We start from the raw sequence: 16542 nt of genomic DNA, 5'->3' as shown, positions 1-16542 counted from the left end.
GTTCCTTCAATAAAAAGTAAATAGTGCTATTTTTGCTTCAGTTTTAATATCTTTTTGGCTATTCCCAAGATTTTAGTTTTTTTTAAAAAACTTCTCAATGTATATCCTAATTTATACGTATTTGAATCCTTTATGTTTCTAAAATTATTCTTTTCAAAAGCCACTTTTTGCTCTAACACTACTGTTTTTGCTTGCAACCGATTGATTTTATGACCCAATAAAACTTTATAATCTTCGTTACTCAATACCTCTTTAAGATAAACTAATGCATTAACTACATTTTCATTCATCAATTCTTGATTTTGAGTCATACTCATTTCATGTAATCGATACAGAACTAAAGCTTCTGAAATAAATATAGTTTTGGGATTTGATTTAAATAATGAAAGCCACATAATCCAATCTTCTTTGGCGGCTAAGTCCAAGGGAAATCTAAAATCCTGAAAAAAAACAGATTGAAATAGTCCACAATGAATTGGTATTGAAAATAAATGATCCCAATTTAAAAGTATACTGTTGTAATTGAAATAGTCCGACTTCAACACACAGAAAGGGGGACTAGTTTTAGAAACATCTGAATCAAACATTTTAAAATTAGTAAGAACAAGAGTTGCATCTTGCGTTTGAAAAGTGAATATGGACTTTTCTAGTTTTTGATTCGTTAAAAAATCATCAGCATCCAAAAATTGTATGAAACTACCACGAGAAACATTCAAACCTGCATTCCTTGCACTACTCAAACCACCATTTTCTTGATAAATATATTTAAATCGGAAATCTTTCTTAGTCCATTCTTTTGCAATAACATCAGTATTATCTGGACTGCCATCATTTACAATAATGCACTCCCAGTTGCTATAGGTTTGGTCAAATACTGATTGTAACGCTTCATCAAGATATTGCGCCTGATTGTAGCACGGTACTATAATAGAAATTAAACTATTTTGCATCATGATTCATTATAAAATACTGTTTTATAAAACTTAAATAAACCCGAATACGCCTTAGCTTTTTTATCAAAATCAAATTTTTGAAACCGTAACATATAGCTTTTGTATATTCTTCTCTCCGGAAATAATATTTAAAAAGATGCAAGCAGTAAGTGTCAATTTTGTCAACATCATCTTTCGTGTATTGAACTTTGATGCATTTTTGAATTGCTTGTATCTGCTTAAGTTGTGTCACAAAATGATCTTCTAATGTAACTAGTGTTTGCATGATCCCACCTTGATGTAGCCTATAATTAGCAAAAATATCCGAAGATACATAAGCCATAGTATTTGTATTTTGTGATATTACTTGCACATAAAGCATCCAATCTCCAAATACTATATTTTTAAAATACTTTTGCAAAAGCGAAGTGTTTCTGAACAAAACGGTACAAGATATCAAATTATTTTGTGTAAAAAAATCAGAAAGTATATAATCCTGTTTTGCCAATGGATCCCCAATTAATTCTTCGATTACTCCATCTTTAATAATTTCTGCCTTACCACTATGGATGCTGTATTCTTCATTCTCCTCTAAAAAATCAACTTGCTTTTGCAATTTTAGGGGATCTGTCCAGTAATCATCCCCTTCACACAAAGCAATATATTTCCCTTGGGCTTTTTGCAACGTATGCAGGAAATTCGGTATCATCCCCAAGTTATTTTCATGCTTGATGTAGTTAGCCCAACTCCCATTAGAATGCGTATTGATTGTGTTTCTAATTACTTCATCAGTTCCATCCGGTGAACAATCATTACTGATTATAAATTCAACTTCAAATGCACACTGCTGCATCAACACGCCTTCTATCGCTTGACGAATAAACATTTCGTGACCATAGGTGATCATGCATACACTAACCATGGGTTTTTGCATCATTTATTGAATTGTAGTGGTGTTAATTGTTTGCTTATTCTTGCTGGGTTACCCACTACTACACAATCATTGGGCACATCTTTTGTAACAATCGCTCCAGCTCCTACTATTACATTTTGACCAATTTTTATATCTGGCAATACTGTTGCATTTGCTCCTATTCGAGAATAGGAGCCTACACTGCTTCGCCCAAGTAAAATAGCATTTGGTGATATTTCGACAAAATCCCCAATAACACAATCGTGTGTGATTATGGAACTGTAATATACAATGCACCCCATACCAATTGAAACCGAATTAGACAAAATTGCGTGAGGTAATACCACACTTCCTGTGCCTATAACTATATCATAACTCCCTACAGTAGCTCGAGGACTCACAATTGTAGTTAACTCTCCTCCTAAAGCGCTACATGTATCAAACATTTTTTTTCGAAGAACGGGATTTCCAATACCAATAGTAAAACGATTGTCTACTGTTTTAAAATAATGACTGGCTTCTTGAGGACTCTTTAAAACTCGAAAGGTATCAAAAAGTAAGTCAGGTGAATCCAAATTAATATCATCGTAAAAAACTAAATTTTGCAATTGATTGTTTTCATGCATCACTTCCAAAACTTCTTTGGCAAATCCCTTAGCTCCTACTATCAACATATATTTTCATGAATTAGTGACACAATTAAACTCAAATCTTCAGTACTTAAACCTACATATAAGGGAAGGCATAACACTCGTTCCGAAATACTTTCAGATACTGGCATAGCAATTCTTTCTAAATATGGCAAAGTATTGAGCGAAGGATAAAAATACCGTCTTGGAAAAATTTGATGCTCGTTTAATTTTTTTTGAATGGATAACAACTGAGCCTCAGTTTTAAAAATTACAGGATAATAACTATAATTCCACTCCGTATTTGCTCGTATTTTTAACGTTTGAATTTGCGATAAATCCAAATTTTCATTGTAAAAATCGACTACTCTCTTTCGATCCGCAATAATGGTTTCTAAATAAGGAAAAACTGCTAATCCCATAGCAGCCTGCAACTCAGACATTTTTCCATTAATTCCCAAACCATGAAAAGCCAAAGGACCATCATGACCAAAGTTATGATGGTAGAACAACTGCTGCTGTACTATTGCATTTGTTGTAAATAAAGCACCTCCTTCGCCTGAATGAAACAACTTTGTTGCATGAAAACTACACGTACTCAAATCTCCATATTCAAAAATAGAACGGTTTTTATAGCGCACCCCAAAGGAATGTGCTCCGTCATAAATAACTACTAAATTGTACTTTTTGGCTATAGCCTCTATAACATCTGTAGCACATGGATTTCCAAAAACATGAGTAGCTAAAATAGCGGTTGTTTTATCTGTAATTACAGCTTCAATTTGAGTTTCATCAATAGTCAAATACTCCGGGTGAATATCTACAAATACGGGTTTGCAATGCTCCCAAACAATAGATGCAGTAGTAGCTACATATGAGAACGGTGTAGTAATGACTTCGCCTCCCTTACCCATCATCTTTAAAGCAATCTGTAAAGGGATAGTTCCGTTAGTCATTGCAGTAACATAGGGAACTTCTAAATATTTTTTTAATTTATGTTCTAGTTCCAAGACTAACTCCCCACGATTGGTCAACCATTGATTGTCCCAAGCACGTTGCACCAGATCTGTATATTCAGCAATTGGAGGTAAGAAAGTTTTGGTTACGTTGATCATCTACTTGTTTTAAATGTATTTTTTTAACACTGCAATTCTTGGGGTCATTTGTGTTTCGTTAGAATATACTTTTCTAAACTTTTGTAAACTATTTTCTTTAATACGTTTAGCAAGTTGGTCATTTGTCATTAATCGTTCTACTGCTTCAACAATAGATGCTGCAGTACTTTGTATTAATATAAAATCTACATCTGGAATAAATGTTTCATTTTGCTCCAACTCATCGGTCATTAATACCACAACATTATTCAAAGCTGCTTCTATAACTGTACCCAATGGAAAACCATCAAAAGCCCCTTTATGAAGTAAAAATGCTTTGTTTGGAGACACAATTACATCCATCCTATCAAAAATAGTTTTCAAAGATTCATGATTTTGATATCCATAAAAAATAGTTTTATCTTTTATTCTTGTTACATCAATATCATCAACATCAAAGCCACCAATAACATGAAATCGAATTTGATTGTGTTTTTTGCTGAGACTCAGTGCGGCTTCTATAAAAACGTCATATCCTTTATCTAAACCTTTAGGCATGTATTTCGCTGCACAAAAACATACATTAAACGTATCTTGCTCTTTATGCTCCTCTTTTATTTCAGCAACAGTAGTTACAAGAGAATGCTGAGGCACCACACCACCAAAAACAAACGTTATATTTTCTTCACTACAAAAACCATTAGTAACCAAATAATCACGAGTGATTTTTTGCGTGACAATTACTTGTCTAAACTGGGGCGAACTCAATACTTTTCTTAATTTAAAGTCACATTCAATATCATTCAACTTAAAACCTCCTCCAGGATACAAGGTAAAAACAAACGGTATTTTATATTTTTCTAGCCAATGTAAATTATTAAAAATGTTATGTATAAAAATACAGTAAAAAAGTTTTGTATTGATATTCACAAACTTCTTATTTATCCTAACTTTTGATTTTAAATTTGGGAATTGCTTGACAAATAAAGAACAATCCCGACTATGATCCGTTATTTTTGAATTTACTACAACGTAAGCAGTAGGCGCAACTACTATCTTTGATTTTTCAAAACGTTGTAGTAAAACCGTAAACTCTTCCAATCTAAAACCAGAAACGGGATGCGGAAATATATCATCAAAAATGAGTAAATCAACCGAACGAAATCCTCTATATAGTACTGATTTCTTAGTAAAAAAAAACAACTTCGAATATTTATGAATTTTCTTTATAGCACTTTTAATTTCATATTTCATGACGATGACTATCCTATTTTTTGATTGCTCCAATTTAAGTAAGGTCGAACGATACCACCCCAATATCCAAAATAATTCTTCCTGTGTATTCCCTTTTCCCCAATTTCAACAGAAACAATCTTGTCCAATTGTGTAATTATTTCAAAATTATTTCCAACCAAAATTACTGTAAAATAGTACGTTCCCGTGTTTAATAAATTTGCGGGAATCGTACAAACACTTTTATAATGACCAACCTCCTGAGCGCTTCGCTCCAAATGAGGCGTTGCCAAAACATATTGATCCGAATCACTCATAATCGATACCGAAACATTTAAGGTATGAGCATCTAACAAGTTGGCATACTTTATTTCAATTTTAAAATCGTTCTCAATTACAAATTCATCATTTTCTGCAATCAATTCAATTGACGTAACTTTTGCGTTTAAATTCCCAGGCGCAACAGCAATTGGCCACGAAACGAAAGAACCAATTAAGGCATTATCATTATTGTAGCGTTCCACTGCTTGGTCAATACCTCCATCAAATACTATTGTTCCATTCTCTAATAAAATCCCTCTCGAGCAGAGCTGTTTTACTGCTACCATATTATGACTCACAAACAAAACCGTTCTGCCCCCTGTCTTGGATATATCTTGCATTTTTCCAATGGCTTTTTTTTGGAATTCGGCATCACCTACTGCTAAGACCTCGTCAACAATCAATATTTCAGGCTCCAAAAAAGCAGCTACTGCAAAGGCCAAACGTACGTACATCCCACTGCTGTAGCGTTTCACCGGAGTATCAATATACCGCAGGCAACCAGAAAATTCAATTATTTCGTCGAGCTTGGCCGTAATTTCTTTTTTAGTCATACCTAAAATAGCACCATTCAAATAGATGTTTTCTCGTCCGGTCATTTCGCCATTAAAACCAGTGCCAACCTCCAATAATGAAGCTACTCGCCCGCCAAACTTAATACTGCCGGTTGTAGGTCCCGTAACACGAGATAAAATTTTAAGTAACGTAGATTTTCCAGCGCCGTTTTTACCAATAATCCCAATTACTTCACCACGCTCAATTTCAAAATTAATATCTTGTAGCGCCCAAACATAATCACTTTCAGCCTTGGTCAAACGGTCATTGGTATCCCCAATTTTCAAATACGGATCATCCTTACCACGAATTTGGTGCCACCAACGATTCAAATCATGAACCAATGAACCCGTTCCAACAGTACCCAAACGATATTGCTTTGAAATATTTTCTGCTTTTAGTATTATGTCTTTCATTTTTCTTTCCAGAGATAAATCTTGTGTAATGAATTACAAATGGTGAATGATCACTATTTACTACTCTTTTACAGTTCACCCGTCATCGCCCACTGTTAACTATTTTCTATTTAATGTTTTCTAATTAATCCTTATTATCGGCTACATCTTTCTCACTGTTTACTTACTTACTTACTTACTTACTTACTTACTTACTTACTTACTTACTTACTTACTTACTTACTTACTTACTTACTTACTTACTTACTTACTTACTTACTTACTTACTTACTTACTTACTTACTTACTTACTGCTAACTGTATACTATAAACTGCACACTATTCACTTTATACGGTATCAATAAACTTTTTCTCTGTATGATTGAACAATAACAATCCAATAAATAAAACTGCGATAGAAAAGAATAACGTATACACTATTCCCCAAAAAGGAAATGAACCTGTACTGAGAAGCATATACCGTGTTGCTTCAATACAATACGCCAAAGGATTATATTGTACAAGCCAAGCATATTTTGGCATTTTAACAGCAATTAAATCCAGCGGAAAAAAAACGGCAGAAATATACATTAACAATTGTATTCCAAAACCAATTAAATAAGTTAAATCTCTGTACTTAGTGACAAGTGCAGAAATAATCATTCCAAAACCCAAACCTAAAATTCCCAAGAGAATAATGACAAAAGGAAAAAAAAAGGTCCATGAATTGAAAGATACTAAAGCATCTTGACTGTAGTAATAAATAAAAAAGCAAAGAAAAATAAAGAGTTGGATAAAAAATTTAATCAAATTAGATAAAACAACAGTCAAAGGAGCTATGATCCGAGGAAAATAAACTTTGCCAAAAATACCAGCATTTGAGGCAAAAGTATTAGAAGTACCATTCAAGCAAGCAGTAAAATAATTCCAAACAGTTATACTAGCAAGATTAAACAAAAATGGAGGAACAGATCCAGTACTTATTCCTGCTAAATTATTAAAAACAATAGTAAAAGTTAGACTAGTTAATAAGGGCTGAATAAAATACCATAAGGGCCCTAAAATAGTTTGCTTATAAACCGTCACAATATCTCTTTTAACAAAAAGAAACAAAAGATCACGATACACCCACACTTCTTTGAGATGCAGTGAGAAAAATTTATTTTTTGGTGTTATTTCAAACAACCACGTGGCATTGGTTGATTCTTTCAAATTCATTGTAGACAAAGAATTAAAATAGGTAAAAAAATTATTGGGACAATATTATAAAAAAATAAGTACATCATAATTCAAATTTCAATTCCCTTAAAAAAACGAATAAAAAATTAACTTGTAAAGTGTACTAGCTTCACAAACAGGGAAATTAAAAATGAAGAAATAATGATTTCAATCGAGTCTCATCTATTAGAAATAAATCAACGTGAACTCTATTAAAAATTACTTACAATCTACAACTGAAAATTTAAATTTAACTCGATCAAAATCTATAGGCTCTCCTTTTACAAAATAAGTAGCACCCATGGTCGTTTGCATTTTACCATTACCAAGCACTAACGAATCACCACGCTTTAAAAAAGCCATAGGATTTTTAAAAGTAACTTTTGTATTATCCCCTTCAATAAAAGTATAACTTACAAAAATAGTATCGCCACTCGTATTACCAGATACAGTACCTTTTTTTACTGCAGCATTGTTAAAACTCATCACCATATCCCCACTAATCTTCCCATCTTTTAATGAGTTCAGTTGTAGACTTATAGAATCTTTATCATAAATAGACTTGTAACAGGTAACAGAAATAGGTTTTTCTTGTTTAGCTGCATCATTCTTAAGTTTCTTCTCAGATGTTGAGTTTTGACAGCTTTGTAAACCAATACAAGCAAACAGAAAACTCCCAATGATATATTTTTTCATAATATGTTTTTTTTTTAATAGCTTAGCTAAAATACGAATAAAATAAAGAATGAAGGATATAAAAGGAAAAGATATCAATTAATAACAAATTCTCTAAACGAGAAACCCTCCAACACTTTAGTGTTGAAGGGTTTTACTAAGTACTCAGAGCGGGACTTGAACCCGCACGAACATTGCTGTTCACTGGATTTTAAGTCCAGCGTGTCTACCAATTTCACCATCCGAGCTTTGGTTGTGGTACCTCCAGGGATCGAACCAGGGACACATGGATTTTCAGTCCATTGCTCTACCATCTGAGCTAAGGTACCTTACTTAAATAAGTAAATTAAAAAAAAAGCCCATCTTTTCAGATAGGCTTCTCAAAGAAAGGCGACGACATACTCTCCCACATAACTGCAGTACCATCTGCGCTGGCGGGCTTAACTACTCTGTTCGGGATGGGAAGAGGTGAGCCCCGCCGCAATAACCACCTTAAGGTTGTTAGTCTAAAGTCGAAGATCTTAAAGTCTAAAGTTACCTTTTGGACTTGTGACTTTCGTCTTTGGACTGCTCTTGCGTCGAGCAAATATCTTAACATACTGAGATAAAGAATATAAAAAGTGTATTAGAAAGTTTCTCCCTCCCGATTACTCGGGAGGAAAAGGGTGTACATAAGCTTACGGGTTATTAGTACTACTCGACTATGACATTACTGCCTTTACATCTATAGCCTATCAACGTGGTCATCTCCCACGACCCTTAAAAGAAATCTCATCTTGTGGTGGGTTTCGCGCTTATATGCTTTCAGCGCTTATCCCTTCCAAACGTAGCTACTCTGCGGTGCCACTGGCGTGACAACAGATACACTAGAGGTTTGTCCAATTCGGTCCTCTCGTACTAGAATCAGATCCACTCAAATTTCTTGCGCCCACAGTAGATAGAGACCGAACTGTCTCACGACGTTCTGAACCCAGCTCGCGTGCCACTTTAATGGGCGAACAGCCCAACCCTTGGGACCTTCTCCAGCCCCAGGATGTGACGAGCCGACATCGAGGTGCCAAACCCCCCCGTCGATATGAGCTCTTGGGGGAGATCAGCCTGTTATCCCCGGCGTACCTTTTATCCTTTGAGCGATGGCCCTTCCATGCGGAACCACCGGATCACTATGCTCTACTTTCGTACCTGATCGACCTGTATGTCTCTCAGTCAAGCTCCCTTATGCCATTGCACTCTACGCACGGTTACCAAGCGTACTGAGGGAACCTTTAGAAGCCTCCGTTACTCTTTTGGAGGCGACCACCCCAGTCAAACTACCCACCAAGCAATGTCCCCCACATTATGGGGTTAGGCCTCAGATAAACAAAGGGTTGTATTTCAACAATGACTCCACAACGCCTAGCGACGCCACTTCACAGTCTCCAACCTATCCTACACATCATTTATCCAAGGTCAATACTAAGCTATAGTAAAGGTGCACAGGGTCTTTTCGTCCCACTGCGGGTAAGCGGCATCTTCACCGCTACTACAATTTCACCGAGCTCATGGCTGAGACAGTGTCCAGATCGTTACACCATTCGTGCAGGTCGGAACTTACCCGACAAGGAATTTCGCTACCTTAGGACCGTTATAGTTACGGCCGCCGTTTACTGGGGCTTCAATTCAATGCTTCTCCGAAGATAACATCTCCTCTTAACCTTCCAGCACCGGGCAGGTGTCAGGCCCTATACTTCATCTTACGATTTTGCAGAGCCCTGTGTTTTTGATAAACAGTCGCCTGGACCTCTTCACTGCGGCCCCGATTGCTCGGGGCGACCCTTCTCCCGAAGTTACGGGTCTATTTTGCCTAATTCCTTAGCCATGAATCTCTCGAGCACCTTAGGATTCTCTCCTCGACTACCTGTGTCGGTTTGCGGTACGGGTACTTATTACCTGAAGTTTAGAGGTTTTTCTTGGAAGCCCTTAGGCGCACTATCTCTTCTACCGAAGTATCCGAGTACTATCGTATTTCCCCAAAACCCGTGGATTTGCCTGCGGGTCTTATAGGTAGGTACTTCAACGAACTATTCCGTCAGTTCGCGGCGCTTTCATCACTCCGTCACCCCATCACAGTAATAACTAGTACGGGAATATTAACCCGTTGTCCATCGACTGTCCCTTTCGGGTTCGCCTTAGGTCCCGACTAACCCACAGCTGATTAGCATAGCTGTGGAAACCTTAGTCTTTCGGTGTGCGGGTTTCTCGCCCGCATTATCGTTACTTATGCCTACATTTTCTTTTCTAACCAGTCCAGCATGCCTTACGACACACCTTCAACCCTGTTAGAATGCTCCCCTACCACTCCATAATTTAATATGAAATCCATAGCTTCGGTAATACGCTTATGCCCGATTATTATCCATGCTCGTCCGCTCGACTAGTGAGCTGTTACGCACTCTTTAAATGAATGGCTGCTTCCAAGCCAACATCCTAGCTGTCTGGGCAGACAAACCTCGTTCTTTCAACTTAGCGTATATTTGGGGACCTTAGCTGATGGTCTGGGTTCTTTCCCTCTCGGACTTGGACCTTAGCACCCAAGCCCTCACTGCACGGAAACATTATATAGCATTCGGAGTTTGTCAGGAATTGGTAGGCGGTGAAGCCCCCGCATCCAATCAGTAGCTCTACCTCTATATAACTTTATGCCGTGCGCTGCACCTAAATGCATTTCGGGGAGTACGAGCTATTTCCGAGTTTGATTGGCCTTTCACCCCTACCCACAGGTCATCCGAAGACTTTTCAACGTCAACCGGTTCGGACCTCCACACTGTGTTACCAGCGCTTCATCCTGCCCATGGGTAGATCACACGGTTTCGCGTCTAACACTACTGACTAAAGCGCCCTATTCAGACTCGCTTTCGCTACGGATCCGTGGCTTAACCACTTATCCTTGCCAGCAACGTTAACTCGTAGGCTCATTATGCAAAAGGCACGCCGTCACCCAACGAATGGGCTCCGACCGCTTGTAAGCGTATGGTTTCAGGATCTATTTCACTCCGTTATTCACGGTTCTTTTCACCTTTCCCTCACGGTACTGGTTCACTATCGGTCTCTCAGGAGTATTTAGCCTTAGCGGATGGTCCCGCCAAATTCAGACAGGGTTTCACGTGCCCCGCCCTACTCAGGATACCACTATTTATTATACTCGTTACCCATACGGGACTATCACCCTCTATGGTGTCACTTTCCAGTAACTTCCGGTTCCTTGTACATAAAATGTCGTGGTCCTACAACCCCAACATTGCCGTAACAACATTGGTTTGGGCTAATCCGCGTTCGCTCGCCACTACTTACGGAATCACTTTTGTTTTCTTCTCCTCCGCCTACTTAGATGTTTCAGTTCAGCGGGTTTGCCCACCTATCGGTGTACTATGTCTTCAACATAGTGGGTTGCCCCATTCAGGTATCTACGGATCGTACGATGTGTGCTCGTCCCCGTAGCTTTTCGCAGCTTATCACGCCTTTCATCGCCTCTGAGAGCCTAGGCATCCCCCATACGCCCTTAGTTTGCTTATTGTACAGACACGATTAATCGTGTCTCTACGTTTATGATAAATCACAAACGTGTTCTTTCTACTTTTTATTATTTCTTATCTCAATATGTCAATGAACTTTATTTAGGTCGAAAGTTATAAAGTCTAAGGTCATAAAGTCATACTTTTGACTTTCAGACTTTAGTCTTTCGACTAAATTTGTGGAGAATAACGGAGTCGAACCGTTGACCTCCTGCGTGCAAGGCAGGCGCTCTAGCCAGCTGAGCTAATCCCCCTTTTTAATTAAAAATTAAAAATTACGAATTAAAAATTATGAACTTCTTGATCCTTAATCTCTCAACTTCTAAAATTTCCTTCTCTAAGAGTAAATAGTTGTCTCGGACAGACTCGAACTGTCGACCCCTACATTATCAGTGTAGTACTCTAACCAGCTGAGCTACGAGACACTCTTATTCTTAAATTTTTATTCTTTTTTTTTTAAATTAACAGCAAGAGTAATAAAATGTTGGTATCTGTTTCCAACTTGAACTTTCGTCTTCTTTCCCTAGCGTGTATCTCTACTAACACTAAGGCTCTAGAAAGGAGGTGTTCCAGCCGCACCTTCCGGTACGGCTACCTTGTTACGACTTAGCCCTAGTTACCAGTTTTACCCTAGGCAGCTCCTTGCGGTCACCGACTTCAGGCACCCCCAGCTTCCATGGCTTGACGGGCGGTGTGTACAAGGCCCGGGAACGTATTCACCGGATCATGGCTGATATCCGATTACTAGCGATTCCAGCTTCACGGAGTCGAGTTGCAGACTCCGATCCGAACTGTGACCGGTTTTATAGATTCGCTCCTGGTCGCCCAGTGGCTGCTCTCTGTACCGGCCATTGTAGCACGTGTGTAGCCCAAGGCGTAAGGGCCGTGATGATTTGACGTCATCCCCACCTTCCTCACAGTTTGCACTGGCAGTCTTGTTAGAGTTCCCGACTTGACTCGCTGGCAACTAACAACAGGGGTTGCGCTCGTTATAGGACTTAACCTGACACCTCACGGCACGAGCTGACGACAACCATGCAGCACCTTGTAAATTGTCTTGCGAAAAGTCTGTTTCCAAACCGGTCAATCTACATTTAAGCCTTGGTAAGGTTCCTCGCGTATCATCGAATTAAACCACATGCTCCACCGCTTGTGCGGGCCCCCGTCAATTCCTTTGAGTTTCATTCTTGCGAACGTACTCCCCAGGTGGGATACTTATCACTTTCGCTTAGCCACTGAAATTGCTCCCAACAGCTAGTATCCATCGTTTACGGCGTGGACTACCAGGGTATCTAATCCTGTTCGCTACCCACGCTTTCGTCCATCAGCGTCAATCCATTAGTAGTAACCTGCCTTCGCAATTGGTATTCCATGTAATCTCTAAGCATTTCACCGCTACACTACATATTCTAGTTACTTCCTAATAATTCAAGTTTAGCAGTATCAATGGCCGTTCCACCGTTGAGCGATGGGCTTTCACCACTGACTTACTAAACCGCCTACGGACCCTTTAAACCCAATGATTCCGGATAACGCTTGGATCCTCCGTATTACCGCGGCTGCTGGCACGGAGTTAGCCGATCCTTATTCTTACAGTACCGTCAAGCTCCCTCACGAGGGAGTGTTTCTTCCTGTACAAAAGCAGTTTACAATCCATAGGACCGTCATCCTGCACGCGGCATGGCTGGATCAGGCTTGCGCCCATTGTCCAATATTCCTCACTGCTGCCTCCCGTAGGAGTCTGGTCCGTGTCTCAGTACCAGTGTGGGGGATCTCCCTCTCAGGACCCCTACCCATCGTTGCCTTGGTAAGCCGTTACCTTACCAACTAGCTAATGGGACGCATGCTCATCTTTCACCGTTGTGACTTTAATAGTGGTTTCATGCGAAACTGCTATACTATGAGGTATTAATCCAAATTTCTCTGGGCTATCCCTCTGTGAAAGGTAGATTGCATACGCGTTACGCACCCGTGCGCCGGTCTCTAGATCCGAAAACCTATACCCCTCGACTTGCATGTGTTAAGCCTGCCGCTAGCGTTCATCCTGAGCCAGGATCAAACTCTTCATCGTATATTGTTTGTTCGCCGTGGCGAACTATTGTTATTCGACTCTGTTCTAGTGGTTTTTTCAAATCTTCCGATTCTATTACTCTTATTCTTTATGTTCTGTTCTTGCGAACAAAACGGCTGTCAATTCAATATGTCTAGGAACGTATTCTTACTATTTTTTCGCCTTTCGTTTGTTTCTCAAAGCGGGTGCAAAAGTAGTTATTCTTTTTTTAACTGGCAAGAAAATTTTAAAGTTTTTTTGAGATAATTTTTATCTCGTTTACTTCTCTTTTTCTTATCAATTTTTCAATGAACTTCCAGCGTTTTGCGGGGTGCAAAGATAACTTTCGTTTTTAAATCTCACAAGCTTTTTTTAAAGTTTTTTTTAAAGAGTAAATCTCTATTCACTTTGTTTTTCTTGCCAATCATTTAAAGAACGTCTGCGCTATTGCGGGTGCAAAACTACAACCTTTATTCGCTTTTACAAGCTTTTTTTGAACCTTTTTTTATTCTTTTCTTAAAATAGATTATAAGTAATTGAAAATGTTTTGTTTAAAAACAAACTATCTATTTCTTTATTTCAAAAAGTAGGAATTACCGATGTCAAAAGCTCACATCCTGTCATGTTTTATTACTCTTAGCAACTTTCTTACCTTAGAAAACCGCTACTATCTTACTACGGGCATCCTATTCATAGCGAACTAAACGATACAGCTATTGAAATCCATACGCTATACCTTATATATAGGTGGCAAATATCTATCAACTTTTTTTCTCCTAGCCCTGATAGCAGTGGAAATACTATCCCACGGTACCGCTTGTTGCGGTACCGTGGGATAGATTGCAACGAATAGCAGGAAATAGCTCCTAGAAAATAAACTATTGGATCAAGCTTGAGGGATGAACTATATTATATATAGGTTGCGTTTACGATTTACAAACTCAATCTGCATCACGACCGACTAACAATAATATGGCCGCTGATCAAACATCGCAAAGCTACCTTAGTTACTGTGCCGGTTAAGGCCATTTATATACAGTCAATCCAAAAGAATAGTAAGCCTACAAATAACAAAAGGCAAGCTAGACAAAGAAACACTATTATATCAAATTAACACTTTATATTCCCTATGTTCCCGCTATTGCAACTTCTACTATAAAAATTAACTTTTGTTTATAAATTCATTCTGTTTTGACATGCTTCTTTTAGACTGAGTTTTATTTATATTTGCAACATGTTTACATTTTTTAAATCGAAGCCTCTATTACGAGAGCTCATTCCGCAAAACCACATCGACATCCATTCGCATTTGCTTCCAGGTATTGACGATGGTGCCCAAACGTTCAAAGACACGCTTGCTCTAACCACTGCATTACAAAACATGGGGGTTACCGAGTTTATCACAACCCCTCACATTATACAACATGTTTGGGAAAACACTCACGAACAAATCGTAAAAAAACAAAACGAAACGGTGTCCTTATTACAGGAGAACGGCATCACGCAACCCTTTAAGGCTGCAGCAGAGTACCTGATGGACGACCAGTTTGTCACACTCTTTAAAGAAAAGTCTTTACTAACCTTGAAAGACAATTACGTGCTGGTAGAGATGTCTTACATCAATGCCCCTATTCAACTGTATAGTATTTTATTTGATTTACAGGTTGCTGGATACATTCCCGTTTTGGCACATCCTGAACGATATCTTTTCTATCACAATAATATGAAGGAATACGACAAACTTATTAAAGCAGGTTGTTTGTTTCAGCTTAATTTATTATCCGTTGTAGGCTATTATGGATCAGGTATTGCTCAAATTGCCGAACAATTACTTCAAAAAGGAATGTATACGTATGTGGGTACCGATGCGCATCACGCCAAACACATTGCTGCTTTTGATCAAAAAATCTTAATTAAAGACAGCGCACCTTTAAAAGAAGCAATTGCCAACAATCAATTTTTTAAACAATAACATAAACACTGAACTGTTAGTCTTAACGACTCACTTACCCCAAATAAAAAAAGCTTACAGAGTACGATACTCAGTAAGCTTTTTTTATTTAAGATATGTCTAGTCCTGAAAAAGTGATACAGGATTAATAAAAAATAAAAGTACAATTTTAGACAGTAGCAAGCTCTGGTTTGCTACTGTTTTTTGTTTTATAGGTTCTCATTTTAATTTTGTTTTGGTGATGCATCTGATTTGGAGTAAGCATGTAATTAGAATAATGAGGTCTGATTTCATTATAGATATCAATAGCTTCTTTTACAATTTTTTGCATGATTTCTGCTTTTTGATTGTATTTGTCAATCCTAAATTCCTGTTTTAAAATACCATTGATCCTTTCTGCCACTGCATTTTCATAAGGGTCAGAGTTTTGTGTCATACTGCATAGAATTTTATTTTTATTAAGTTGCATTTGGTAGTCATTAGCACAATATTGAATCCCTCTGTCTGAATGATGTATCAATGGTAAGTTTTTGTTGTTTCTGTGTTTAAGAGCCATTTTAAAAGCCTTCAAACTGCTTTCTGTATTCATGTTATCGGCAACATAATATCCCATAATCTTTTTAGAATAAGCATCTGTGACTAAGCTTAAATAGCAAGGATTATCTCTTTTACCTATATAGGTTATATCAGAGACCCAAACTTGCTCTGGTCTGTTAATTTCTAAATCTAGAATTCGATTTTGATGTTTATTAAATCGATGATGTGAGTTAGTCGTTACATGATAACTTCGTTTAGGATGTATCAATAATTGATTGGCTCTGAGTATATCAAAGAACTTATCTCTTCCAATTTTCATTAATTGAAGTTTATCCAACAAAAGATAATATAGTTTTCGAGTACCTATTCTAGGCATTGTCTTCCTGATATTATTCACCATCAAAATCACTTCTTTGGCTTTGTTTTGTTTGGATGCTATTCTTCTAGTCTTTCGATAATAAACCTGTCTGTCTATCCCGAACAAATAA

General features: G+C 37.9%; 10 protein-coding genes, 4 tRNA genes and 3 rRNA genes. 1 reads left to right on the top strand and 16 read right to left on the bottom strand.

Features of this window, described 5'->3' with window-relative positions; all coding sequences use genetic code 11:
- Window positions 1–26 precede the first annotated feature (26 nt).
- The 15 genes from LQ189_RS02405 to LQ189_RS02335 form a co-directional block, all read right to left on the bottom strand.
- Complete coding sequence (locus tag LQ189_RS02405; protein ID WP_230154091.1) at window positions 27–953, bottom strand: glycosyltransferase family 2 protein; 927 nt, start codon at window positions 951–953, stop codon at window positions 27–29.
- Window positions 940–1869: a glycosyltransferase gene (locus LQ189_RS02400; protein WP_230154090.1), complete on the bottom strand. Its 930-nt coding sequence runs from the start codon at window positions 1867–1869 to the stop codon at window positions 940–942. Before LQ189_RS02400 ends, LQ189_RS02405 begins: the two co-directional genes overlap by 14 nt.
- A complete protein-coding gene (locus LQ189_RS02395) occupies window positions 1866–2519 on the bottom strand; it encodes an acetyltransferase (protein WP_230154089.1) in 654 nt (217 codons plus the stop codon). Before LQ189_RS02395 ends, LQ189_RS02400 begins: the two co-directional genes overlap by 4 nt.
- A complete protein-coding gene (locus LQ189_RS02390) occupies window positions 2513–3589 on the bottom strand; it encodes a DegT/DnrJ/EryC1/StrS aminotransferase family protein (RefSeq protein WP_230154088.1) in 1077 nt (358 codons plus the stop codon). Before LQ189_RS02390 ends, LQ189_RS02395 begins: the two co-directional genes overlap by 7 nt.
- Before the next feature lie 9 nt (window positions 3590–3598).
- A complete protein-coding gene (locus LQ189_RS02385; protein ID WP_230154087.1) occupies window positions 3599–4822 on the bottom strand; it encodes a glycosyltransferase family 4 protein in 1224 nt (407 codons plus the stop codon).
- Between the two features lie 8 nt (window positions 4823–4830).
- The gene (locus tag LQ189_RS02380; RefSeq protein ID WP_230154086.1) at window positions 4831–6093 is read right to left on the bottom strand and encodes an ABC transporter ATP-binding protein; all 1263 of its coding nucleotides are present in this window, start codon (window positions 6091–6093) and stop codon (window positions 4831–4833) included.
- A gap of 327 nt (window positions 6094–6420) precedes the next feature.
- On the bottom strand, window positions 6421–7290 hold the full coding sequence (locus tag LQ189_RS02375) for an ABC transporter permease (RefSeq protein WP_230154085.1): 870 nt from the start codon (window positions 7288–7290) through the stop codon (window positions 6421–6423).
- Window positions 7291–7509: 219 nt separating this feature from the next.
- Entirely contained in the window at window positions 7510–7986 is a 477-nt protein-coding gene (locus tag LQ189_RS02370; protein WP_230154084.1) for a hypothetical protein, read from the bottom strand.
- A gap of 141 nt (window positions 7987–8127) precedes the next feature.
- A tRNA-Leu gene (locus LQ189_RS02365) sits at window positions 8128–8213 on the bottom strand.
- A gap of 8 nt (window positions 8214–8221) precedes the next feature.
- Window positions 8222–8294 (bottom strand) — tRNA-Phe (locus LQ189_RS02360).
- 56 nt (window positions 8295–8350) lie between these two features.
- Window positions 8351–8460: ribosomal RNA gene (gene rrf / locus LQ189_RS02355) — 5S ribosomal RNA — on the bottom strand.
- A 172-nt stretch (window positions 8461–8632) separates the two neighbouring features.
- Window positions 8633–11518: ribosomal RNA gene (locus tag LQ189_RS02350) — 23S ribosomal RNA — on the bottom strand.
- Window positions 11519–11696: 178 nt separating this feature from the next.
- A tRNA-Ala gene (locus LQ189_RS02345) sits at window positions 11697–11770 on the bottom strand.
- 97 nt (window positions 11771–11867) lie between these two features.
- Window positions 11868–11941, bottom strand: a tRNA-Ile gene (locus LQ189_RS02340).
- 132 nt (window positions 11942–12073) lie between these two features.
- Window positions 12074–13587, bottom strand: a 16S ribosomal RNA gene (locus tag LQ189_RS02335).
- Together the 16S, 23S and 5S rRNA genes with 4 tRNA genes alongside form the textbook arrangement of a ribosomal RNA operon.
- A 1213-nt stretch (window positions 13588–14800) precedes the next feature.
- Between LQ189_RS02335 and LQ189_RS02330 the strand changes: the two genes are divergently transcribed.
- A complete protein-coding gene (locus tag LQ189_RS02330) occupies window positions 14801–15538 on the top strand; it encodes a tyrosine-protein phosphatase (RefSeq protein ID WP_086454872.1) in 738 nt (245 codons plus the stop codon).
- 148 nt (window positions 15539–15686) lie between these two features.
- Here the strand turns inward: LQ189_RS02330 and LQ189_RS02325 are convergent, their stop codons facing one another.
- A complete protein-coding gene (locus LQ189_RS02325) occupies window positions 15687–16538 on the bottom strand; it encodes an IS3 family transposase (protein ID WP_230154083.1) in 852 nt (283 codons plus the stop codon).
- Between the last annotated feature and the right edge of the window lie 4 nt (window positions 16539–16542).

Origin of the sequence: Flavobacterium sp. CECT 9288 (assembly GCF_918731615.1) — a bacterium.
In the GTDB taxonomy this organism is placed as follows: Bacteria; Bacteroidota; Bacteroidia; order Flavobacteriales; family Flavobacteriaceae; genus Flavobacterium.
The sequence above is the reverse complement of the archived record's forward strand: the minus strand, read 5'-3'. Positions and strand labels throughout refer to the sequence as shown.

Bases quoted from the DNA above. Each gene is read 5' to 3' on its own strand.
- LQ189_RS02405 (WP_230154091.1), bottom strand. From the start codon at position 953: ATGATGCAAAATAGTTTAATTTCTATTATAGTACCGTGCTACAATCAG.
- LQ189_RS02400 (WP_230154090.1), bottom strand. From the start codon at position 1,869: ATGATGCAAAAACCCATGGTTAGTGTATGCATGATCACCTATGGTCAC.
- LQ189_RS02395 (WP_230154089.1), bottom strand. From the start codon at position 2,519: ATGTTGATAGTAGGAGCTAAGGGATTTGCCAAAGAAGTTTTGGAAGTG.
- LQ189_RS02390 (WP_230154088.1), bottom strand. From the start codon at position 3,589: ATGATCAACGTAACCAAAACTTTCTTACCTCCAATTGCTGAATATACA.
- LQ189_RS02385 (WP_230154087.1), bottom strand. From the start codon at position 4,822: ATGAAATATGAAATTAAAAGTGCTATAAAGAAAATTCATAAATATTCG.
- LQ189_RS02380 (WP_230154086.1), bottom strand. From the start codon at position 6,093: ATGAAAGACATAATACTAAAAGCAGAAAATATTTCAAAGCAATATCGT.
- LQ189_RS02375 (WP_230154085.1), bottom strand. From the start codon at position 7,290: ATGAATTTGAAAGAATCAACCAATGCCACGTGGTTGTTTGAAATAACA.
- LQ189_RS02370 (WP_230154084.1), bottom strand. From the start codon at position 7,986: ATGAAAAAATATATCATTGGGAGTTTTCTGTTTGCTTGTATTGGTTTA.
- LQ189_RS02330 (WP_086454872.1), top strand. From the start codon at position 14,801: ATGTTTACATTTTTTAAATCGAAGCCTCTATTACGAGAGCTCATTCCG.